We start from the raw sequence: 21,115 nt of genomic DNA on the forward strand, positions 1-21,115 counted from the left end.
CGATCGCGGATCCGGACCGAGCCGTCCTCGATTCAGGGGATCCGCACGTCGTGTTCGAGGGTTCCGACGCCCTCGACGGTCACCTCGACCGTGTCCCCGTCCGAGAGCGGCCCGACGCCGTCCGGTGTACCCGTGGCGATCACGTCGCCCTCCTCCAGGGTCAGGTACGTCGTGATCTCCTCGATCAGCGTCGGCACGTCGAAGATCAGCTGGCCGAGATGGCCGTCCTGTTTCTGCTCGCCGTTCACGTGGAGTTCGACGCTCGCCTCGTCGGGCACCTCGTCGGGCGTCGCGACGACCGGGCCAAGCGGGGCGGAGTTGTCGAACGCCTTCCCGCGCACCCAGTTCTGTTCGCGGTTCTGATCGTCCCGGTTCGAGACGTCGTTCATACAGGTGAACCCCTCGACGACGTCCATCGCGTCCTCGGCGGCGACGTCCTTGCACGACTCGCCGATCACGACGACGAACTCCGCCTCCCAGTCGATCCGGTCTTTCCCCTCGGGGGCGGTGACGGTGTCGCCGTGGCCCGCGAGCGCGTTCGGTCCCTTCAAGAAGAGCAGCGGTCGGTCCGGGACGTCGTTCCCGAGCTCGGCGGCGTGTTCGGCGTAGTTGCGACCGATACAGACGATCTTTGAGGGATCGACCGGCGGCAGTACGTCGATCTCGGGGTCGTCGAAGTCGTACACGTCGTCGCCGAACGCGACCGTCTCGGTCTCGGGGTCGTAGCGTCCTTTGCGGATCGAACCGGCCGGGTCGCGGAACCGTGCGTAGTGCATACCGTGCAATCGAATGTGACGGTTATAACCTTCAGGGATGGCTCCGTTGTTGCCGACGGAACCGGATCATCGGACGAACCGGCCGTTCCGGTCCTTCCCGGACCGGCATCTCCGCGGTCCCTCGGCTCACCTCGGAGCGTCGTCGACCGCGGAAGACGGATCCGCGGCGTCGTGTTTTATTACGGCTCGCCGAGACGTATCGACCGCAATGGAGCTCACTTGGCACGGCCACTCGACGTGGCACGTCGTCGTCGACGAGACCGAACTACTGATCGATCCGTTCTTCGACAACCCGAAGACGGACGTCGATCCCGAGGAGCTCGACCCGGACTACCTCCTCCTGACGCACGGCCACGCCGACCACATCGCCGACGTGGACCGCTACGAGGGCGCGACGGTCGTCGCCACCCCCGAGCTGACGGGGTACATCCAGGACACCTTCGGCCACGAGGACGCCGTCGGCGGCATGGGGATGAACATCGGCGGCACCGTCGAGTGCGGCGACGCGTGGGTGACGATGGTCCGTGCGGACCACTCGAACGGGATCGACACCGGCTACGGCACCTCCGCGGGGATGCCCGGCGGCTTCGTGATCGGCGACAAGAAGCCGACCCAGGAGTCGGATCCCGACTGTACGACGTTCTACCACGCCGGCGACACCGGACTGATGTCCGAGATGGTCGACGTGATCGCGCCGTACCTCGAGCCGGACGCGGCCGCGTTGCCGGCCGGCGATCACTTCACGATGGGGCCCGCGGGAGCGGGAATCGCCGCCGACTGGGTGGGTGCCGACGTGGTGTTCCCGATGCACTACGACACGTTCCCGCCGATCGAGATCGAGACGCCGGAGTTCGTCAACGAGGTGAAAGCCGCGGGCGCGGCCGCCGAACCCGTGATCCTGGAGGGCGACGAGACCTACACGCTCGAGCCCTGAGACGGGGCGGACCCGCCCCTCGAAACGGCCCGTATAGGAAGCTTTAGGCCCGCGGGAGCCCACCTCGGAGACGACATGTCCGACATCGAGACCACTACCGTCTGTGAGGAGGGTTACGCATGTACGAGCCAGGTCGGCGACTTCGACCTCCAGATCGACGCGACCGACGAGACCGGCCCGAACCCGAACACCGCGCTCGTCGCGACGTACGCCTCCTGTTACATCCCCGCCTTCCGCGTCGGCGGCGGCCAGCGCGGCGAGGACGACCTCGGAAGGCTCCAGATCGACGCGAGCGCCGAGCTCGACGAGGACGACGACCTCGAGTCCATCGTCTTCGACCTCCACGTCGAGGCCGACCTCGACGACGAGACCGCGGAGGAGATCGTCGCCCGCGGGGAGGACATCTGTCACGTCCACTCGGCGCTCCGTGAGGAGCTCCGCGCCGAGATCAACGTCCACTCGGGCGCGTTCTGAGTCGGACCGACCCGACGAACAGCCTTCTCCGAGACGCTCCGCGTCACTCCTTCGTTCCGCTCGACGCGTAGTCGACGAGGACGCTGGAAGCGACGTAGCCGATGACGCCGAGGACGACCGCCGCGACGGCGGCGACGCCGGGTTCGCGGGCGACGACGTACGCCGCGAGGAACCCGACCATACCGGCCGCGTTCGCACACAAAAGTCGTAGGGTCCGGTAGCTCGGCTCGGCCCTCGCCATACCGGCGGTACGTCCACCCTCGATATAAACCCCGTCCGGGACCCCACGTTTATGTACGATATCGCGGCCACCGGGCGTATGCCATCGAACGGATACGGAACGGGTGCTCGGAGCGGCGGAGACGAGGAGGGACGTACCGATCTCGACGGGATGGATGACCGATCGACGGATCTCGCCCTCGATCCGGTTGGCTCGATCGGGTCGATCGGTTCCGCCGAGCGCGGCGGGAACCCTCGGGACGGGTCCCGTGACCGATCGGGTTTCGGTCCGTACGGCTCCGACCGTTGGGCACGCGTCCTCTCGGCGGTCACGCCGGCGGCGATGATCGCGGCCGTCGGGATCCGGATCGGGTCGGCCGGGCGACGGTTCGCCCCCGACGCGGCGGCCGGTCTCGATGGGATCCCGTTCGGTGTCGACGTTGCGACGCTGTCGGCGGTCGCGGGCGTCGTCCACGACCTCTCGGTTCTCCTCGCGGTCGCCGTCGCGTGCGCGGTCGGGTGGCTCCTCGTGACCGCGGCGGTTCACGTGTCGACGGTGGGACAGTAGGGGGCATGAACGCCCCGAGGGACACGTGTCCCACCCGGCGTCTCTCGGCCGGCGTGTCCCGCCGGGATCTCCCGTCCGGAGCGCGCCGCCCGGAACGACTTTGCATCCGGCGAAGCTACCGTCGCACATGGTCGCGATGGAATCCGACTCCGAACTCGATCGGGGCGATACAGCGCCCGACTTCGAGCTACCCGGAACCGACGACGAGACGCACGCGCTGGAGGACTTCGAGAGAGACGCCCTGCTCGTGGTGTTCACCTGTAACCACTGTCCGTACGCGAAGGCGAAGTTCGACCTCCTGAACGACCTCGCCGCCGAGTACGACGACCTCGCGGTTGTCGGGATCAACCCGAACGACGAGACGGAGTACCCCGACGACTCCTTCGAGGCCATGCGTGAGCGGGTCGCCGACGGGACGATCGCCTACGACGCGTACCTCCGTGACGAGACCGCGGAGGTCGCGGCGGCCTACGGCGCGGTGTGTACCCCCGACCCGTTCCTGTTCGGGCGCGAGGACGGCGAGTGGCGGCTCCGCTATCACGGCCGGCTCGACGACGCGTTGAACCCCGACGACGAGCCGACGGAGTTCTACGTCCGGGACGCGGTCGAGGCGGTGCTCGCGGGCGAGGAGGTCCCACACCCGGACCGGCCGTCGCGTGGCTGTTCGATCAAGTGGCCCGACGAGTGAGGCCACACCCGGATCGATGAGCGAGGACGCTCCCGAACATCGGGTCCCCCGCGCGGATCGTCGAACCGTAACCGACTGCGATGGGTCGCGCTCGACTATGGGCCGTTACGCTCGACTGCGGTCCCTTGCGCTCGATCGCGACGCGTCGCGATCGATCAGGACGTACGTCTTCCACGGAGGGCGGATCGTCCGCCCAGAAGCGCGAGTACCGCACCGATCCCGATCGCGACGAACGGGGCGTTGGACCGCTCCCTTCTGAGGAACGCGTCCTCCGGCGCATCGGGCGTCACGTACGCGGTGACCGTCTCGCCGGCCTCGTAGTCGTCGACCACCTTCCCGGCTCCCGATCGCGTGTCGTACGACCGCCGTACCGACGCCGGATACACGCCGGTCGCGGTGTACGTCTTCCCTCCGTACGCGTACTCGTAGCGGACGAACGGGTAGTAGTCCGCGTCCGGGCTCGAGGCCGAACTCGTGGCGTCGACGTCGGTCTCGAGGACCGTCGCCTCGACGGGTTCCGCGGTCTCGATCGCCTGCTGTTGTTGGAGGTGATCGTACCCGCCGTAGCCGGCGAGCGCCATCCCGGCGACGAGGAACAGCAGGCCGCCGCGGACGGGGTCGATCTCTCTTCCGGCGAGGGTGATACCGTCGTTCGGGGACATGGAGGCCGGTGATCCGCGTTCCATGAAATGACTGTCGGAACGCGACCACCTGCCTCGACTGGCGGTCCGCTTACCGTGACTCGGATCGGCGGTTCGTGCCCGGTGGCTCCACCCCGGCGTGGGTTGAAATGGTTCCCGCCCGAAGGGATCCCATGGGAATGAAGGAGGCCGGCGAGGCGGAGCTCCACGAGATCGACCGCTTCGACCGCGGCGTGGGCTGGATCGCGTATCCGGACGAATCGATGGAGCGTGCGAGCCACGCGCTCGCGGTGCCGAACGAGGAGGGCGACGACGACGTGTGGGTGATCGACCCGGTCGACGCGCCGGGCGTCGACGACCTGCTCGCGGAGTTCGGATCGGTCGCGGGCGTCGTCGTCGGGCTGGACCGGCACGAACGCGACGCCGAGACGATCGCGACCCGTCACGACGTCCCCGTCTACGTCCCCGAGTGGATGTCGGGCGTCGCCGACGGCGTCGACGGCCAAGTGCGCCGGTTCGGCCGCCGGCTGGCCGACACCGGCTTCGAGTCGATCCGGATCCGCGACTCCACGGTGCCGCCCTGGCAGGAGGTCGGCCTCTTCGACGGGGAGACGCTCGTGGTCCCCGAGTCGCTCGGCTCGGCGTCGTACTTTCGAGGGGACCGCGAACGGCTCGGCGTCCATCCGATGCTCCGGTTCACGCCGCCGCGAACGGTCCTCTCCGGGCTCGATCCCGACCGCGTCCTCGTCGGTCACGGCGTAGGCGTCCTCGAGGACGCCGGTACGGCGGTCGAGGACGCGCTCGCGGGGTCCCGACGGAAGGCCCCCGGACTCTACCTCAGGACGCTCCGGTCCGCCCTCGGGATCTGAGCGGCTCGTGATCCACGTCACTCGCGACCTGCTGACGGTGCTCCTCGACCACGCCGCCGAGCACGACCCGACCGCCGTGAACCTCCGCCTGTCGGCCACCCGTGCGAGGGAGTTCGACGCGGAGCTCGGACTGGACCCGGAGACGCCCGTCCTGACGCACTTCACGCTCGGAGGGGTCGGCGGGTCGGTGAACGCGGTGTTCGGCGTCGACCTCGGAACGCCGGCGGGTCGGGGCGGCGCACGGTTCCTCTCGCATCCGACCGGTCGGCTCGAACTGTCGAAGACCGACGACCTCGCGGCGGTCGTCCTCGTCGCCGTCCCGCCGTACGACGACGACGGCGTCGCCGCATTCGACCGCGCCGGCGACGGGATCGAGCTGGTCGTCCTCGACGCGACCCCGCCGAAGGAATCGATTCCGGAGTGACTCCGGCCCTTCCCGCCCCACAAACCCGAGTTTAAAGACGACCGAGCGGCTACGAGACGGCGATGGCAGCACGCCCACCAGGCGACGGCGGGTCCGCGGAACCGGAGGCGATCGAGTTCGGAATCGCCGCGCTCGACGCCCGGATCGGGGAATCGGACCTCGCGTTTCCCGCGACGAGTCGGGAGATCGTCCGCGCGCTCGACCACCCGGAGATCCCCTACGACTCGAAGGGACGGACGATCGAGCTGGCGGCGGCGCTGGAGGAGCTCCAGAAGTCGGAGTTCGAGAACGAGACGGAACTGCTCGACGCGCTGTATCCCGTCTTCGACGAGGCACGGCGGGGCGGCCGCGGGTTCCTCGACGGGCTCCGAAACGCGCTTCCCTTCTGAGTCGGGACTCGTGAGGTCCCGATCTAGGTCGCCTGCTGTTCCGTCTCGACCTCCGGCTCGTCCGTACCGGTCTCGAGACGCTCGATGATGTCGTTGATGAGCACCACGTCGCCGACCGCGCGAACCCAGCGGTAGGGGACGATCACGCCGGTGTTCCCGTCGACGCGTCCGGCGAACAGCTCGTGATTGAGTTCGGCCAGCGCCAGCCCGGTCACCGACTGCGTGTCGAGATCGAGGCGGACGTCCTCCACCTCGCCGACGAAGACGCCGTTGTTCGAGTACACCTCTCTGCCGACAAGGGACGTGATCTCCTCGGGAGCAGCGTTCATGTCCGATACGGTCACGAGCGCGCCTATTAAGCGTTCGTTGTCGAACGACGTCCGTCTGACGCGGACTCCCCTCGTTCGCCTCGGGATCAGGCCGGGAGGATCCGCGTCACGCCGGCCGTCTCGGCGACGACCCACGCCACGAAGACGCCGTACGTGGCGAGCAGGGCGTACGCCTCGAGGGTCGTCAAGGACAGACCCGTCCGGAGCGTCCCGAAGAGCAGGACCGTCGCGAGCGTGAGGACGGCGAACATCGGCACGGCCGTCGAGAAGTCCACCGGAACCGCTCCGACGATGAGCACGCCGACGGGGATGACCACGAGCAGGTCGAAGGTGTTCGACCCGAGGACGTTGCCCAGGCTCGTCGCGCTGTTGTCGTCGCGGGCGGACCGAACGCTAACGAGCGTGTCGGGGAGGCTCGTCGCCGCCGCGATGATCGTCATTCCGGCGAGGAACTCGGGGATCCCGAACGTGTGTCCGAGCGACTCGATGGCCGACACCATCGCCTCGACGCTCACGAGGATGAGGAGGAGACCGGCGGCCAGCTTCCCCCACTCGCGGAGCGGGGCGGCGTCCGCCCCCCCGGACTCGGCCTCGTAGTCGCCCGTGTCCTGCCACTGGATGAACAGGTAGAGCCCGTAGACGAAGAGCGGGACCACCGCGAGCGGACGGGTTATCGACCCGGTCAGGCTGCCTCCGCCCGTCCCGCCCGTCCCGACGGCCACCGGCTCGTAGATGACCGCGAGCGCGAAGGTGATGACGAGCACGGAGACCGCGAGCATGTAGAACTGCGCCTCCTTGTACACGATCGTCCGACTCGAGTCGAGGTCGTCCGCGGTCGCGAGCGCCGAGAGCGCGGGGACGACGAGAACGTTGAAGATCGCGGAGCCGACGATCGCCCCGACACCCATGTCGAAGACGCCGGCGAGCGCGGTGACGACCACGCTCGCGAACTCGGGGAAGCTCGATCCGACCGCGACGACGACCGTTCCCTGGACGACCGGCGGCAGGCCGTAGTGCGTCGAGAGCCCCTCCGCGGCCTCCTCGAGCCACCCGCTGCCGAGCCAGATCAGCCCGCTCGCGGCGACGACCACGAGGACGTTCACGGCCGTGGTGTCGGGAAGGGCGCCTCCGAGGGCCATCGCTTGGTCGAGGATCGACGAGTGCGCCGATGAAACCACCGGTGTCGTCCGTCCGGTCGTCCCGTCGATGTCAGCCGTCCAGTCACCCGATCGTCAGGTCGAGGCGCTCGCCGTCCCCGAGGGACTTTTGTCGATCGGAGCGAGAGGGAACCGCATGGCAACACACTCTGGCGGGTCGGACCCCGACCCGCGGGACGGGGGGAATTTCGAGTACACCGGCGGGGAGGTCGAACGCCCCGACCTCGTCGACGCGCTCGACCGGCGCGTCGAGGGGGACGTGCGGTTCGACGACTACTCGCGCCGACTGTACGCGACCGACGCCTCCGCCTACGAGGTGACGCCGATCGGCGTCGTCCTCCCGGAGTCGACCGCGGACGTGGCCGCGGTCCACGAGTACTGCTTCGAGGAGGGCATACCGGTGTTGCCGCGCGGCGGCGGCACCTCGCTCGCCGGCCAGACCGTGAACGAGGCGGTCGTTCTCGACTTCTCCAAGGCGATGGACTCCGTCCTCGACGCCGACCCCGAGGCACGAACCGCCCGCGTTGAGGCCGGCGCGTACGTCGGCGACCTCAACGCGGCTGTCGAGCCGCACGGCCTGAAGTTCGCGCCCGACCCCGCCTGGCGCGACAAGTCCGCGGTCGGCGGCGCGATCGGCAACAACTCCACCGGTTCGCACTCGCTGAAGTACGGGAAGACCGACCACTACGTCGAGGAGCTCGAGGTCGTGCTCGCGGACGGGACCGTCACGACCTTCGGGGAGGTCGCGGTCGACGACCTCCGCGAGTCCGCCGACCCCGAGAGCGACGACCTGCTCCCGCGGATCCACGCCGAGATCGTCCGGATCATCGACGAGGAGGCCGACGCCGTCGACGACCGGTTCCCGGAGATGAAACGCAACGTCTCCGGCTACAACCTCGACCGGCTTCTCGCGGAGTACCGCGGCGAGTACGGCGAGGCGGGCGTCGTCAACCTCGGCCGGCTGATCGCCGGCAGCGAGGGGACGCTCGCGACGGTGACCGAGGCGACCGTCTCGCTCGTCGAGATCCCCGAGACGAAGGCGGTCGCGCTTCTCACCTACGACGACCTCCTCGACGCGATGGAGGACGTCGCACCGGTCTTAGAACACGACCCGGCTGCCGTCGAGGTGATGGACGACGTGCTGTTGGGACTCGCGGCCGACACGCCCGAGTTCGCGGAGGTCGTCGGCATGCTCCCCGACGGAACGGACTCCGTCCTCCTCGTCGAGTTCTACGCGGAGGACGACGAGGCCGGGCGACGGAAGGTCGCGGACCTCGTCACCGACCGCGTCGACGGCGCGGAGACCGTCGCCGACCCGAGCCCGGACGCCGCGGAGACGACCGCCCAACCCAGGCGGGCCCTCCACGCCATGGAGGCACACGACGACGAGGAGCGCGCTCGCTTCTGGAAGATGCGTAAATCGGGGCTGCCGATCCTGCTGTCGCGGACCTCCGACGCCAAGCACATCTCCTTCATCGAGGACTGTGCGATCCCGCCGGAACACCTCCCCGAGTACACCCGCGAGTTCCAGGAGATCCTCGAGGACACCGGCACGTTCGCGACGTTCTACGCGCACGCCGGTCCGGGCGTCCTCCACGTCAGGCCGCTGATCGACACGAAGCAGGTCGACGAGGTGGAGACGATGGTCGAGATCGCCGATCGCGTGACCGACGCGGTCGTCCGCCTCGGCGGCTCCGTCTCCGGCGAACACGGGGACGGCCACGCACGGACGCAGTGGAACCGGAAGCTGTACGGCGACGACCTCTGGGAGACGTTCCGCGAGTTGAAGACCGCCTTCGATCCCGACTGGCTTCTCAACCCCGGGAACGTCTGTGGCGACTTCGACATGCGCGAGAACCTCCGGTTCGACGCCGACTACGAGTTCGACGCCGGCTTCGATCCCGCGATGCAGTGGGACGTCGACAACGGGATGCAGGGGATGGTCGAGCTCTGTCACGGCTGCGGCGGCTGTCGCGGCCCCCAGGAGACGACGGGCGGCGTGATGTGCCCGACCTTCCGTGCCGCGGAGGAGGAGATCCAGTCGACGCGGGGCCGCGCCAACATGCTTCGCGGCGCGATGAACGGGGAACTGCCCGACGACCCCACGGACGACGAGTTCGTCACCGAGGTGATGGACCTCTGTGTGGGCTGTAAGGGGTGTAAGGTGGACTGTCCGAGCGGCGTCGACATGGCGAAGCTGAAGGCCGAGGTCGAACACGCCCACCACGACGAGCACGGCGCGAGCCTGCGGACGCGGCTGCTCGGGAAGTTCGAGGACCTCGCGCCGTTGGGCTCGAGGTTCGCCCCGCTGTCGAACCTGCCCGGCAAGCTCCCCGGGGCGGGGCTCGTCCTCGAGAAGACGCTCGGAATCGCGCGCGAACGCGACCTCCCGACGTTCCGCTCGGAGAGCCTGGTCGACTGGTTCGAGGCCCGCGGCGGCGCGGGCGTCCCGCGCGAGGCGGCCGACCGCGAGGTGCTGCTCTTCCCCGACGTGTACACCACCTACACCAACCCGGGAGCGGGCAAGGCCGCGGTTCGCGTGCTGGAGGCCGCGAACTGCCACGTGAAGGTTCCGGACGTGAAGGGGAGCGGGCGGCCGCCCCACTCGAAGGGATTGATAGACGAGTCCCGCGCGACCGCCCGCGACACCGTCGAGACGATCGCGCCCGACGTCCACGCCGGATGGGACGTGGTGGTCGTCGAGCCGACCGACGCCGTCATGCTCCAGTCCGACTACGCCGACCTGCTCGGCGGCGACGCCAGCGACGTGCCCGACGAGGACGTCGCCGCGGTCGCCGAGGGGACCTTCGGCGTCATGGAGTACATCGACGCCCTCCGGCTCGACGACGGACTCCCCTTCGAGGCACCCGGCGAGCGGCTCGCCTATCACGGCCACTGTCATCAGAAGGCCACGAAGAAGGACCACCACGCCGTGGGCGTGCTCCGGCGGGCCGGCTACGGCGTCGAGCCGCTCGACACCACCTGCTGTGGGATGGCCGGCTCGTTCGGGTACGAGGCCGAGCACTACTCGATGAGCAAGGCGATCGGAGAGGACCTCTTCGACCAGGTCGACGGGAGCGACGCTGACGCCGTCGTCGCGCCCGGCGCGTCCTGCAGCACGCAACTGAAGGAACGGGACGCCGCCGCCGAGGAGCCGCCACACCCGATCGAGAAGCTGGCGGCGGCGCTGGCGTAGTCGGAACCCGGTCGAACACGGGTCAGAACCCGTCCCGATCGGACGCCACGCGGTCGCGGACGCGTCCGCGACGCCGCTCCAACAGCTCCCGTATTCCCTTTCCCGGACCGCCCTCTATCGGCCAGCCCCTCGTTCGCCACGCGGGAGGCTCCGGCGAGAACTCGGGACACGAGCCCGAACACTCCCGGACGGTGGGGCATCGACCTTTCGCCGCACAGTGGGGAACGAGCGCCCGCCCGGCACGCCGGAGTTCGAAGTGCCGGCAGTCCGGGCGCATCGTGTCGTGATAGGAGCGCCACCCCTTGCCGTAGGCCCGCTCCGCTATCTCCAGCCGGCGGGTGACCGTCTCCGGGTCGCGACCTCCAGGATCGCCCGGTGCGAGGTCGCTCGGCAGCCAGTCAACGGCCGCGGCGGTCTCGTCGACGGCGAACCCGTCCGTCCGAGTTTCCTCGACGGCGAATCCCGTGGTCAGGATGCCCGCCTCGACCGGCATCGACCGGAGCAGTGCGGGCTCGACCCGGTCGCCGGTCGCCTCCGTCGCGAGCCACACCTCGTCCGCGAGGGCGGTCTCGACGTCGTGGGCGAGCTGGTCGGCGAGCGCGTCCGCCGCCGACCGGTCGAGATCGGGTTTGTTCTCGATGGCGACGATCCGTTCGACCCAGTCCGGATACGGTCCGATCCGACGGATCTCGATTCGATTGCCCCGTCGCCGTTTCTCTATCAGGTCCCGTCCCGCGGCCCGGTGGACCGCCTGCCTGACGTAGCGCCACGGATACCCCGGGTCGGGGAGCGCGTCGCGGTACCACTCCCAGCCCTCCGGCGCGTCCCGGACGACGTGGAGGAGGTCCGAGTCGAGACTCCGATCGCCGAAGGCCCGTCGCGCGGCGAACGCCTCCGGGTCGACCTCTATCACGACGGTGTCCCAGCGCCGCCGCTGCGTTCCGAGCTGTCGGGAGACTATCTCCGCTCGGGGGTCCGCTCCCGGATACCACGCCAGCTCGGCGTACCGACAGACGAGCAGCTCGTAGCCGAACTCGGAGTCCGGGATCACGGGCGTCGGCGTCGCCGCCGTGGACGACGCGTTCGTCCGGGGCGGGTCGATGCCACCGTCACCGTCGCCTCAGACGTAGCCGTCGTCGGCCTCCTTCTGGAGTTCGTCGAGGTACTCGTGGGCCTCCTCGAGGATCTCCCGCGGGCCGTCCTGGGTGATCGTGTTGATCGCCTGGTCGTAATCGCGCCACTGGAGGTCGCGGTGCTCCTTCGAGAGCTCCGCGCTCGCCTCGAACGAGCGGGCGATGAACAGATGGACCGTCTTGTGGATCGTCTTCCCTCCAGCCTCGAACACGTAGTCGTACTCCCGACGGAAGCCGTCGATGAGGCGGAAATCGTCGATCCCCGCCTCCTCGGACACCTCCCGTATTGCCGTCTGCTGGAGCTCCTCGTCGCCTTCGATCCCGCCTTTGGGGAACTCCCAGTCCCCCGGTCGGCTCTTCAGGAGCAAGTACTCCCGTTCGCCGCGGGTATCGCGGAAGAGGATGGCTCCGGAACTGGTCGCTTCGACCGTCATTAGCCTCAGGTAAGCAACCACCAGTAAAGAGGGTGTCGGAATTGCCGGTTCCGAGCTCCTTTCGAGCGTTCTCGACCGATCTGCACGGTTCCGTCGAAACCCTCGCTCGATGACGTGAGCGCCGTCGTCCAGTAGATGTGTTTTTACGCCTCGGGGAACCATTCACCCACGACCCCCAGCCATGACCTTCGTCACGAAACTCTCCTTCGCCTCCGGCGACCGCGACGTGCTCGCCGAGACCGTCCAGGACCTCAAAGACACCCTCGAACGGAAGGGCGCGGAGTGTAAGGGCCCGCACGCCTCCCCGCCCGAGACCGTCAGCGTTCCCCAGTACAAACGCCTCCGTGCCGGCGACGAGTTCTCGCCGTGGCGGTACGACGTGTACACGCGGTCGATGGAGATCCACGGCGCGGACGACGTCGCCCGCGACGTCGTCGGCCGCGACTTCCCGGACTCGATCCACGTCGAGGTCGAGGTCGACCGGAAGAAGCCGCTCGGGCACCGCCGCGATTGAACCGCCGTCGTTGCGCCCGGAACTCGACCTCTCCTTCCGCCGAAGGGGGCGACGCCGACCGCCACTCGACCTTTTAATATGTCCGGCAGTCATCGGAACGCATGAGCGTCCAAACCGACGACGAGTACAGCGAGTTCCGACGCGACCTCCATCGACACCCCGAGCCCGCGTGGTGTGAGTTCTACACCACTGCCCGGATCGTCGAGGCACTCCGCGAGCGCGACCTCGACGCGCTTCACGTCGGGCCCGACGCGCTCGAGGAGGAGTCCCGACGGAACGTCCCCGACGACGAGGAGCTCGCGAAGTGGACCGACCGCGCCCGCGAGGCCGGCGCGGACCCCGATATCCTCGCACGACTCGAGGGAGGATACACCGGCTGCGTCGCGGTCGCGGAGCGTGGCGACGGCCCGGTCGTCGGTCTCAGAGTCGACATCGACGGATTGCCGATCCTCGAGTCGGACGACGACGACCACGCGCCGGTCGCGGAGGGCTTCCGCTCGGAGAACGAGGGGTACATGCACGCCTGCGGACACGACTCGCACGCGACCATCGGCCTCGGCGTGCTCGACGCGGTCCTCGACTCCGACTTCTCGGGCACGCTCAAGGTGTTCTTCCAGCCCGGCGAGGAGAAGATCGTGGGTGGGAAGCCGATGGCCGAATCCGGTCTCCTCGACGACGTCGACTACTTCTATGCGGTCCACATCGGGCTCGACCATCCGTCGGGCGAGGTCGTGAGCGGGATCGACGGCTTCCTCGCGGTGAGACACTTCCTCGCGGAGTTCGAGGGCGAGCCGTCCCACGCGGGCGCGCGCCCCGAGAAGGGTCGGAACACGGTTCAGGCGATGGCGGCGGCGATACAGAACCTCTACTCGATCCCGCGGCACGCCGACGGCGCGACCCGGGTAAACGCCGGGCTCGTCGGCGGCGGGACGGCGACGAACATCATTCCCGAGGAGTCCCACATCGAGGGCGAGGTCCGCGGCGAGAGCACGGAACTCGCGGACTACATGTTCGACCACGCGGAGCGGATCCTCCACTCGGCGGCGGAGATGCACGACTGCTCGGTCGACGTGGCCACGATGGGCGGCGCGCCGAGCGCGACGAGCGACGGCGCCCTCTCGGACGTCATCGGCGAGGTCGCCCGCGACGTCGGCGGCGTGACGGGCGTCGTCGAGAGCGCGGACCTCGGCGGGAGCGAGGACGCGACCTTCATGATGGACCGCGTCCAGGAGCGCGGCGGGCTCGCCTGCTACGTCGGCGTCGGCACCGACCACCCCGGCGGCCACCACACCTCGACGTTCGACGTCGTCGAGAGCGACATCGGGATCGGGATCGACGTGCTCTCGGCGGCGATCCGGAAGGTCGCCGAGACGCGACCCTGAAGCGGGCGAGCGCGCCGACTTCGGCCTGCCGAGCGCGCCGGCAGGGACTTCGCCCGACGGTAGGTTTAGGCGGCCGCAGCCCGTGATCTGGGGCATGGAGGCCGTCCTCTGTTACGTCCTCACCGGGACCCGAGGCGGCCCGAATCGGGTCCGAATCCTGCGGGCGATAGACGAGCGTCCGCGAAACGCCAATCAGCTTGCCGAGCGGCTCGATCTGGACTACACGACGGTCCGTCACCATCTCGACGTGTTGCGCGACCACGACGTGATCGAGCGCACCGGAGACGGGTACGGAACGGTGTACTACCCGACCGAGGGGACCAGAAACCACTGGGAGGTCGTCGAGGAGATCGCGGACGCCTCCCCGGCGTGACCCGGCGGGCAGCGCACGGGACGGAGCGGGACTCGGATACGAATCAGGAGGACCGGAGACCGGACTACGGCGCGGGCACGGGGGAATCGTTGTCTCCCGCGCGCTCGCGCAGTTCGGCCCGTTCCTCCTCGGTCATCGGTTCGTAGTTCCGTGCCGCCTCCAAGATCGCGGGCAGGAGTTCGGGGTCGCCCGCGCTCGGAATGGAGGTCATGCCGTGTGACAGGGCGAACCGAAGACATTCTTCGAGTTCGGTCGCCGTGTCGTAGGGCTCGTACCACGTGTCGTAGGGCCGCTCTTCGGCCGGCAGGTCCTCGGGCCACGGCTGCTTCGCGAAGCCCTTGATACACAACGTCCCGAGCCCCTCCTCCTCGGCGAGGTCGAGGACGGACCCGTAGTCGTACTCCGGCCCGTCCTTCGCTGCCAGCGTGTAGTTGAACGGGAACATCACGGTTTCCAGTTCGTCGATGCGCTTTATCGCGGTACGGATGAGGCTCGGATCGCCGTGGCTGGTCAGCCCGATGTGGTCGATGAGGCCCTCCTCTTTCGCCTCGACGAACGCCCGTAACGCACCCGGATCGTGGTCCCCCTGTGCCATCTCCGGTGAATAGTCGCCCGTGATGGCGTCGAGTTCGTCGTATCGGGTGACCGCGTGGAACTGGTAGAGGTCGATCTCGTCGACGCCCAACCGGTCGAGCGACCTGTGGAGTTCCCCCCAGGCGCCGTAGTAGGTCCGTTCCTGTGTTTTACAGCCGAGGAAGACCTCGTCCCGGTGTTCGTTCAACTTGGGGGCGAGTTTCACCTCGGCGTCGCCGTAGGTCGGGGCGACGTCGAAGTGGTTGACGCCGGCGTCGACGGCCTCCTCGACCATCGCGTCGGCCCGCTCCTGTTCGACGTAATTCAACGCGATGGTGCCGTACGTCAGGACGCTGCTCTCGTGGCCGGTGTCGCCGAGTGGACGGGTCTCCATACGGTACCAGTGGCGCGTTCCGCCTTAATCCCCAGCCACGGTCCAGACCGGCGAGGACAGCCTCCTCAGTACTTCGGCTCCGCGCCGGTCGTCTCGTAGATCCGGTCCATGATCGCGTCGCGCTCGCGGGTCCAGTTGGCCATCGCGGCGGGGCTCGTCGGATACGACTCGTAGTGGGAGAGCAGCTCGTCCGCCAGCGACTTCGTCTGATAGAAGTTCCGGATGGTCCCCCAGTAGCCGAAGCTCTTGACCGCGGCCTTCAGCTTCAGGCCGAACGACATCGACGTCGACCCCTCGTACAGCGCCTCCGCGAGCTTCTCGCCCGGCAACGACGCGAGAAGCCCCATCAGGTCGTCGACGTCGACCGCGGTCGAGAGAACGTTGTACACGTCGAGCCCGGCGTATCGCCCGCCGAAGTGGTCCATCACGCGCGTGTTGTATCGCCAGAGGTTCTCCTCGCTCACGTCGCCGTCGGAGACGGCCTTGACCGCCTGCTCGCCGGCGTACTTCCCGGCGTAGGCCGCGCCGGCGATCCCGCCGCCCGTCGTCGGGTTCACGTGGCCGGCCGCGTCGCCGACGGCCATGTAGCCGGGCGCGACCGCCGAGTCGTACGGTCGCCGCGTCGGCAGCGCGGCTCCGAGCTTGTCGCGCACCTCCGCGCCCTCGAACTCCGGCCGGTCCCGGAGGTCGCGTTTCAGCGCCTCGACCAGCTTCATCGGCTCCTCGTTCATCTGGAAGCCGAGCCCGGCGTTGATCTCCGTCGACGTCCGCGGGAAGTACCAGAGGTACCCCGCGGCGCGGTCGGTCGGCTTGAACACGAGCGCGTCGTCCCACTCGACGGGCTCCGGCACCTCGACGATCTCGCGATAGGCCGAACAGAACTGCGAGTACCGGACGTTCGTGTCGAAGGTGGTCCCCTCGAAGTCGGCCTTGTCCTGCAGCAGCGAGAGCGAGCCCGCCCCGTCGACCACGAGGTCGGCCTCGTAGGTCACTCGGTCGCCACGACGCGCCGCGTCGAGCCCGGTCACGCGGCCGTCCTCGGCCTGCCGTACGTCGTTGACGACGGTGTCGTAGTGGAAGTCGACGCCCGCGTCGGCGGTCGCCTCGATGATCCGCCGGCCGTACTCCCAGCGGTCGATGACGGCGAGCTCGCCGGGAACCGGGATGTCGAGGACGGTGTCCTCCTTGGGGATCTCGAACCGTCCGTGGTCGACGCCGGTGTTCGTGAACGCCGGCTCCAGCCGCTCTTTGGGGATCGCCTCCGGGAACTCGTCGGCTCCCTTCAGGGCGTCGCCGCAGGCGATGTGGCCCGCCTCCTCCTCGTCCTTTCGCTCGAGGACGGCGACGTCGAGCCCCTCGTTCGCGATCGTCGTGGCGGCGTAACAGCCGGCGGTACCCGCGCCCGCCACGACGACGTCGTACTCGTCGATGCTCATTACCGTGTCGTGTCCCGCCGCCGGCAAAACTCTTTGTTCCCGTTTCGGTCGCGACGACGGCGACGGAATCGTCACGAAGCGAGGATCAGCAGCGACGACGGAACGGCCGGAACGGCCGGAACGGCCGGAACGGCTACTCCTCCGTCTCGTAGTGGTCGCCGGCGGCCGCGGGGAGTCGAGTTCGCCCGACCAGCGCGAGGACGACGATCACGACCACGTACGGGATCGTCTGGACCAGCGTGTCGGGGACCGCGTAGCCGAGTTGCTGGAGCCGGATCTGGGTCGCGTCGAGCCCCGCGAACAGCACGCCGGCCCCCAGCGTCCCGAGCGGGTTGTAGTTGCCGAACAGGTACGCCACGATGGCGATGAAGCCCTTCCCCTGGACCATCGTCTCGCCGGAGCCGACGAACTGGCCGATCGAGAGCGCGAGCGCCGACCCGCCCACGCCGGAGAGCACGCCCGACAGCAACACCCCGGCGTACCGGACCCGCGAGACCGAGACGCCGACCGTGTCGAGCGCCTTCGGGTTCTCGCCGGACGCTTCGAGGTGTTTCCCGAAGGCCGTGCGATTGAGCGCCCACCACGACGCGACCGTCGCGACGACGACCATGACGGCGGAGTACCGCCACCCGACGTTCGCGCCGAGGTTCGGCGTGTTGACGCCGCCGAAGAAGACCGTCGACATGAACGGCGCGAGCCCCAAGGCGATCAGCCACACCGCCAGTCCGGCGATGATCTGGTCCGCCTTGAACTCGATACAGACGACCCCGAAGACCCCGGCGAGAAGCGTCGAAGCGGCTATCCCCGCCATGAACCCGATCCAGATGGCGGGGATCCCGAGAACCGCGTTCCCGATCCCGACGACGGACGCGATGTAGACGGAGGCGAACGCCGAGATGATCAACAGCCCCTCCAGGCCGATGTTGATCACGCCGCTCTTCTCGGCGAATATCCCGCCGAGCCCGGCGAGGACGATCGGCGCGGCGAGCCGCGCCGTCGACGCGGCCGTACTCGTCGAGAAGACGATGCCCGCGAGGTCGCCGGCGACCGATCCCGGGAACAGCAGGCCGAACAGCCCCAGAAGCCCGAGGGTTCCGACGACGCCGACGACGAGCGAGCGCACGTACTCGTCGTCGATGAGGTCGTCGAGGAGCGGAACGGGAACGTCCGCGAGCGGGTTACGCATCGGCCTCACCTCCGCCGACCGCGGCTGCATCGCTTCCGCTTCCGGCTGCGTCGCCGCTCGCCTCGCTCTCGCCGTCCTCGCTCCCCGTCCCGGAAGTTTTCGGTCCGCCCGGTCCGTCCGACCCCAGCCCGGCGTACCGCCCGGCCATCCGGAAGAACTCCGGCATGGCCACGAAGAGGATGATCAGCCCGCGCAACACGCCGACGAGCTCCGTCGGCACGTCGGTTCGGAACCCGATCTCGAGGGCGCCGCCCTTCAGGAGACCGAACAGGAACGCGGCCGGGAGCACGCCGAGCGGGTTGTTTCCCGCTAGGATCGAGACGGTGATCCCGTCGAAGCCGAGGTCGGGAACGGACTCGATCCACCGTCCCTCCGACATCAGCACCCACACCGCGCCGCCGACGCCCCCGAGCGCGCCCGAGAGCGTCATCGCGCGCACGGTCGTCAGCTTCGCGTTCACGCCGCCGTACTCCGCGGCGGCCGCCTGAACTCCGCTCGTGCGCAGGTCGTAGCCGAACGGCGTGTGCTCGACGACGTAGTAGAGCCCGCCGATGAAGCCGACGGCGACGAGAAGCGCGAGCAGCGCGAAGTCGCTGGAGTTCGGGAACAGCCAGGGTCGGAACTGCGCGTGTTCGGGGACGTACCGGGTCGCGACGACGGACGAGCCCTCCGCACGGAACACCTCCAACACCAGCACGTACGCGACGTTCGCGGCGACGAAGTTGAGCATTATCGTGGTGATGACCTCGTTGGCGTCGGCGTACGCCTTCAACGCGCCGGGTATCGCGCCCCAGAGGCCGCCGCCGACCGCCCCGGCCAGGGTGCCGACGGCGACGACGACGACGCCGGCGATCGGTCCGGCCGGGAGCAGCGGCGCGATGGCGAGCACCGTCAACGCGGTCGCGAGCGCGCCGACGACGAGCTGTCCCTGCGTCCCGATGTTGAAGAGCCCGGCGCGGAACGCCACCGCCACCGAGAGCCCGGTGAAGATCAGGAGCGTCGTCTCCGAGAGCGTGAGCCCGAACGAGAGGTTGAACGGCGTCCACGCGGCGTTGAAGATCCCCGGCTCGCCGACCGCGAACGGGTAGCCGAGCGCGCCGTTGAACAACACGACGTACACCTCGATGGGGTCGTAACAGAACCCGAGCCCGGTCACGGGCATCGTCCAGGCGGCGGTGCTACACTGCGCGATCCGTCCCGAGACGAGCACGATGGCGAACCCGACGCCGATCGACAACAGGATCGCGGCGATGCTGATGAGGACTCGCTCGGCGACGGTGCGGTCGACGAAGGGCTCGATCACCCGACGGACCGGCGACGGGAGCCGGCCGCCGTCACCTCCGCTCACGCGTCCACCTCGCCGTCCGCGGCCGTCTCACGGTCCGACCCGGCCTCGACGTCGTCCGCACCGTCGGCACCGCTCCCGCCCAGACCGTCGTCGAGCGCGTCGTGGATCGCCGCCCCCGAGACGGTCTCGTCGGCGAGGCTCTCCCCGGCCATCAACAGGCCGATCTCCTCCTCGGTCACCGTCGCGGGATCGACGACGCCCGAGAACTCGCCCTCGTGGATCACGGCGAGCCGGTCCGAGAGCCCCTGGACCTCGTCGAGTTTCGAGGAGATGAGGAGCACCGCCTTCCCTTCCGCGCGCAGTTCGAGCAGGCGGTCGTGGAGGAACTCCGTGGAGCCGATGTCGACGCCGCGGGTCGGGTGGGTCGCGACGACGAGGTCCGGGTCGCGCTCGAACTCGCGGCCGACGATGAACTTCTGCTGGTTGCCTCCCGAGAAGTCCTCCGCGTCCGCGTCGGGGTTCGGCGGGCGCACGTCGTACGCCTCGATCACCGACTCGGCGTGTTCCGTCGACGCCTCCCAGTCGATCCGCCCGCCCGACGCGAACGGCGGGTCGTGCTGGCTCCCGAGGATGCCGTTCTGGACGAGGTCGTACGACATCACCAGTCCGCGCTCGTGGCGGTCCTCCGGAACGAACGCCATCCCGCGGTCGATGTGTCCCCGGCGGCTCACGCCCGCCATCGGTTCCCCGAGGTAGTCGACTGAGCCGGACGCCGGCTCCCGCATCCCCGTGATCGCCTCGGCGAGCTGTGACTGTCCGTTGCCGTCGACGCCCGCGATCCCGAACACCTCGCCCCCGCGGAGCTCGAAGGTTATCCCCGAGACCGCCTCGACGCCGCGGTCGTCATCGACGTGGAGGTCGGTCACCTCGAGCACGCGCTCGCCGGGCTCCCGGGGCGTCGTCGCCGGCTCCATCAGCACCTCGCGACCGACCATCATCTCCGCGAGCTCCTCGCGGGTCACGTCCGCCGACGCGACGGTTCCGACCTTGACGCCGTCCCGGAGGACGGTGATCTCGTCGGCCGCAGACAGCGCCTCGCCGAGCTTGTGCGAGATGAAGATTATCGTCTTCCCCTGGTCCGTCAGCTCCTCGAAGACGTCGTACAGCTCCTCCACCTCCTGGGGCGTGAGCACCGCGGTCGGCTCGTCCATGATGAGGACGTCCGCGCCGCGGTACAGCGCCTTCAGGATCTCGACGCGCTGTTGGACCCCCACGGAGACGTCCGCGATCCGGGCGTCGGGATCGACGTCGAAGCCGTAGCGCTCGCTCAGCTCCACCACCGCCTCGCGGGCGGCCGCCTCGTCGACGCGGAGGCCGCCCCACGTCCGCGGCTCGTTGCCCAGGACGACGTTTTCCCACACCGTCATGGGGTCGACGAGCATGAAGTGCTGGTGGATCATGCCGATCCCGGCGTCGATCGCGTCGCGCGGGGACGCGAACGATCGGGGTTCGCCGTCGACGACGACCGTCCCCTCGGTCGGCCGGTAGAGCCCGTACAGCACGTTCATCAGCGTCGTCTTGCCCGCCCCGTTCTCGCCGAGCAGGGCGTGGACGCTGCCTCGCTCTATCTCGAGGTCCACGTCGTCGTTGGCGACGACCCCGGGGAACCGCTTCGTGATACCGTCAAGGTGGACCGCCGGGTTCATTCGTCCGTATCTCCGTGTGCGTGGCAAAAAGA

Annotated in this window: 23 protein-coding genes; 11 read left to right on the forward strand and 12 right to left on the reverse strand. The window is 68.9% G+C overall.

The genetic code is table 11. The features are described from left to right. Positions 1–32: 32 nt before the first annotated feature. On the reverse strand, positions 33–776 hold the full coding sequence (locus EAO78_RS04005; protein ID WP_122104575.1) for a fumarylacetoacetate hydrolase family protein: 744 nt from the start codon (positions 774–776) through the stop codon (positions 33–35). 208 nt (positions 777–984) lie between these two features. Here EAO78_RS04005 and EAO78_RS04010 point away from each other — a divergent pair, with 208 nt between their 5' ends. Together EAO78_RS04010 and EAO78_RS04015 are read left to right on the forward strand one after the other, a co-directional pair. Continuing rightward, positions 985–1,710, forward strand: coding sequence for a metal-dependent hydrolase (locus EAO78_RS04010; RefSeq protein WP_122104576.1), 726 nt, complete (start codon positions 985–987; stop codon positions 1,708–1,710). 75 nt (positions 1,711–1,785) lie between these two features. Further along, complete coding sequence (locus EAO78_RS04015; RefSeq protein ID WP_122104577.1) at positions 1,786–2,184, forward strand: OsmC family protein; 399 nt, start codon at positions 1,786–1,788, stop codon at positions 2,182–2,184. 43 nt (positions 2,185–2,227) lie between these two features. On the opposite strand, the gene EAO78_RS04020 is transcribed toward EAO78_RS04015, so the two are convergent. After that, complete coding sequence (locus EAO78_RS04020; protein WP_122104578.1) at positions 2,228–2,425, reverse strand: hypothetical protein; 198 nt, start codon at positions 2,423–2,425, stop codon at positions 2,228–2,230. 78 nt (positions 2,426–2,503) lie between these two features. On the opposite strand from EAO78_RS04020, the gene EAO78_RS04025 reads away from it, so the two are divergent. Further along, positions 2,504–2,971, forward strand: coding sequence for a hypothetical protein (locus tag EAO78_RS04025; RefSeq protein ID WP_122104579.1), 468 nt, complete (start codon positions 2,504–2,506; stop codon positions 2,969–2,971). 127 nt (positions 2,972–3,098) lie between these two features. Next, complete coding sequence (locus EAO78_RS04030) at positions 3,099–3,659, forward strand: thioredoxin family protein (protein ID WP_122104580.1); 561 nt, start codon at positions 3,099–3,101, stop codon at positions 3,657–3,659. Positions 3,660–3,814: 155 nt separating this feature from the next. Here EAO78_RS04030 and EAO78_RS04035 read toward each other — a convergent pair whose 3' ends face one another. Next, positions 3,815–4,321 (reverse strand): DUF3592 domain-containing protein, encoded by a 507-nt coding sequence (locus EAO78_RS04035; protein ID WP_122104581.1) that lies wholly within the window; start codon positions 4,319–4,321, stop codon positions 3,815–3,817. A 158-nt stretch (positions 4,322–4,479) separates the two neighbouring features. On the opposite strand from EAO78_RS04035, the gene EAO78_RS04040 reads away from it, so the two are divergent. The 3 genes from EAO78_RS04040 (at position 4,480) to EAO78_RS04050 (ending at position 5,982) form a co-directional block, all read left to right on the forward strand. Further along, complete coding sequence (locus EAO78_RS04040) at positions 4,480–5,169, forward strand: hypothetical protein (protein ID WP_122104819.1); 690 nt, start codon at positions 4,480–4,482, stop codon at positions 5,167–5,169. Positions 5,170–5,176: 7 nt separating this feature from the next. Continuing rightward, a complete protein-coding gene (locus EAO78_RS04045; RefSeq protein ID WP_122104582.1) occupies positions 5,177–5,593 on the forward strand; it encodes an MPN domain-containing protein in 417 nt (138 codons plus the stop codon). A 62-nt stretch (positions 5,594–5,655) separates the two neighbouring features. Further along, positions 5,656–5,982 (forward strand): hypothetical protein, encoded by a 327-nt coding sequence (locus EAO78_RS04050; RefSeq protein WP_122104583.1) that lies wholly within the window; start codon positions 5,656–5,658, stop codon positions 5,980–5,982. A gap of 23 nt (positions 5,983–6,005) precedes the next feature. Here the strand turns inward: EAO78_RS04050 and EAO78_RS04055 are convergent, their stop codons facing one another. Together EAO78_RS04055 and EAO78_RS04060 are read right to left on the reverse strand one after the other, a co-directional pair. Further along, positions 6,006–6,311, reverse strand: a complete 306-nt coding sequence (locus EAO78_RS04055; protein ID WP_122104584.1) for a PRC-barrel domain-containing protein — start codon at positions 6,309–6,311, stop codon at positions 6,006–6,008. Between the two features lie 86 nt (positions 6,312–6,397). Continuing rightward, positions 6,398–7,450 carry a sodium:calcium antiporter gene (locus EAO78_RS04060; RefSeq protein ID WP_122104585.1) on the reverse strand — a complete coding sequence of 351 codons (1,053 nt, stop codon included), beginning with the start codon at positions 7,448–7,450 and terminating at the stop codon, positions 6,398–6,400. Between the two features lie 154 nt (positions 7,451–7,604). Between EAO78_RS04060 and EAO78_RS04065 the strand changes: the two genes are divergently transcribed. Then, the gene (locus EAO78_RS04065; RefSeq protein WP_122104586.1) at positions 7,605–10,664 is read left to right on the forward strand and encodes an FAD-binding and (Fe-S)-binding domain-containing protein; all 3,060 of its coding nucleotides are present in this window, start codon (positions 7,605–7,607) and stop codon (positions 10,662–10,664) included. A 22-nt stretch (positions 10,665–10,686) separates the two neighbouring features. Here the strand turns inward: EAO78_RS04065 and EAO78_RS04070 are convergent, their stop codons facing one another. Both EAO78_RS04070 and EAO78_RS04075 read right to left on the reverse strand, forming a co-directional pair. Beyond that, entirely contained in the window at positions 10,687–11,715 is a 1,029-nt protein-coding gene (locus EAO78_RS04070; RefSeq protein WP_122104587.1) for a DUF5787 family protein, read from the reverse strand. Between the two features lie 69 nt (positions 11,716–11,784). Next, complete coding sequence (locus tag EAO78_RS04075; protein ID WP_122104588.1) at positions 11,785–12,231, reverse strand: bis(5'-nucleosyl)-tetraphosphatase; 447 nt, start codon at positions 12,229–12,231, stop codon at positions 11,785–11,787. Positions 12,232–12,412: 181 nt separating this feature from the next. Here EAO78_RS04075 and EAO78_RS04080 point away from each other — a divergent pair, with 181 nt between their 5' ends. From EAO78_RS04080 to EAO78_RS04090, 3 genes are all read left to right on the forward strand, one after another. Then, positions 12,413–12,745, forward strand: a complete 333-nt coding sequence (locus EAO78_RS04080; RefSeq protein WP_122104589.1) for an uS10/mL48 family ribosomal protein — start codon at positions 12,413–12,415, stop codon at positions 12,743–12,745. A 101-nt stretch (positions 12,746–12,846) separates the two neighbouring features. Beyond that, entirely contained in the window at positions 12,847–14,127 is a 1,281-nt protein-coding gene (locus tag EAO78_RS04085; RefSeq protein WP_122104590.1) for an amidohydrolase, read from the forward strand. A gap of 94 nt (positions 14,128–14,221) precedes the next feature. After that, on the forward strand, positions 14,222–14,500 hold the full coding sequence (locus EAO78_RS04090) for a winged helix-turn-helix domain-containing protein (protein ID WP_122104591.1): 279 nt from the start codon (positions 14,222–14,224) through the stop codon (positions 14,498–14,500). 64 nt (positions 14,501–14,564) lie between these two features. On the opposite strand, the gene EAO78_RS04095 is transcribed toward EAO78_RS04090, so the two are convergent. From EAO78_RS04095 to EAO78_RS04115, 5 genes are all read right to left on the reverse strand, one after another. Beyond that, positions 14,565–15,467 carry an aldo/keto reductase gene (locus tag EAO78_RS04095; RefSeq protein ID WP_122104592.1) on the reverse strand — a complete coding sequence of 301 codons (903 nt, stop codon included), beginning with the start codon at positions 15,465–15,467 and terminating at the stop codon, positions 14,565–14,567. A 65-nt stretch (positions 15,468–15,532) separates the two neighbouring features. After that, positions 15,533–16,903 carry a geranylgeranyl reductase family protein gene (locus EAO78_RS04100; RefSeq protein ID WP_122104593.1) on the reverse strand — a complete coding sequence of 457 codons (1,371 nt, stop codon included), beginning with the start codon at positions 16,901–16,903 and terminating at the stop codon, positions 15,533–15,535. Positions 16,904–17,036: 133 nt separating this feature from the next. Continuing rightward, entirely contained in the window at positions 17,037–18,089 is a 1,053-nt protein-coding gene (locus EAO78_RS04105) for an ABC transporter permease (RefSeq protein ID WP_122104594.1), read from the reverse strand. Next, entirely contained in the window at positions 18,082–19,437 is a 1,356-nt protein-coding gene (locus EAO78_RS04110) for an ABC transporter permease (protein ID WP_122104595.1), read from the reverse strand. The genes EAO78_RS04105 and EAO78_RS04110 overlap by 8 nt, the downstream gene beginning before the upstream one ends. Then, the gene (locus EAO78_RS04115) at positions 19,434–21,083 is read right to left on the reverse strand and encodes an ABC transporter ATP-binding protein (protein ID WP_122104596.1); all 1,650 of its coding nucleotides are present in this window, start codon (positions 21,081–21,083) and stop codon (positions 19,434–19,436) included. Before EAO78_RS04115 ends, EAO78_RS04110 begins: the two co-directional genes overlap by 4 nt. Positions 21,084–21,115 lie beyond the last annotated feature (32 nt).

The sequence above is a fragment of the Halobellus captivus genome (assembly GCF_003697845.1).
In the GTDB taxonomy this organism is placed as follows: domain Archaea; phylum Halobacteriota; class Halobacteria; order Halobacteriales; family Haloferacaceae; genus Halorubrum; species Halorubrum glutamatedens.